Source organism: Escherichia sp. AM3 (genome assembly GCF_032029835.1).
Taxonomy (GTDB): Bacteria; Pseudomonadota; Gammaproteobacteria; order Enterobacterales; family Enterobacteriaceae; genus Escherichia; species Escherichia coli.
Map to the genome: position 1 here is coordinate 1 of NZ_JAVUPQ010001027.1, position 265 is coordinate 265.

Sequence of the window (265 nt, forward strand, 5' to 3'; positions counted from 1 at the left end):
AATTTTATCAGTTGATATAAAGGCCATGAGTATCTTCCTTGAAGAGACAAAGCAGATTTTAGAGGAAGCTCGGTAACCTGATCGTTACGGGCGTCTATCGCTGTAATATAATTTATCGTCTTAGACGAAAACATAACACGAAGCAATCCCTCATTCGAAATATAGTCACAATGTGTAATTAATTTTTTATTTCTTGAAAAGAAATCTGCTGCATCCTTCATTTGCTTATATGCGACAGATAGATCAACACCAACAAATTCTGCAT

Annotated in this window: 1 protein-coding gene; it reads right to left on the bottom strand. The window is 35.1% G+C overall.

What is annotated here, in order from left to right; genetic code table 11:
* A partial coding sequence (locus tag RTW80_RS29545; protein ID WP_312721685.1) for a RepB family plasmid replication initiator protein occupies positions 1-265 on the bottom strand: 265 nt, incomplete at both ends.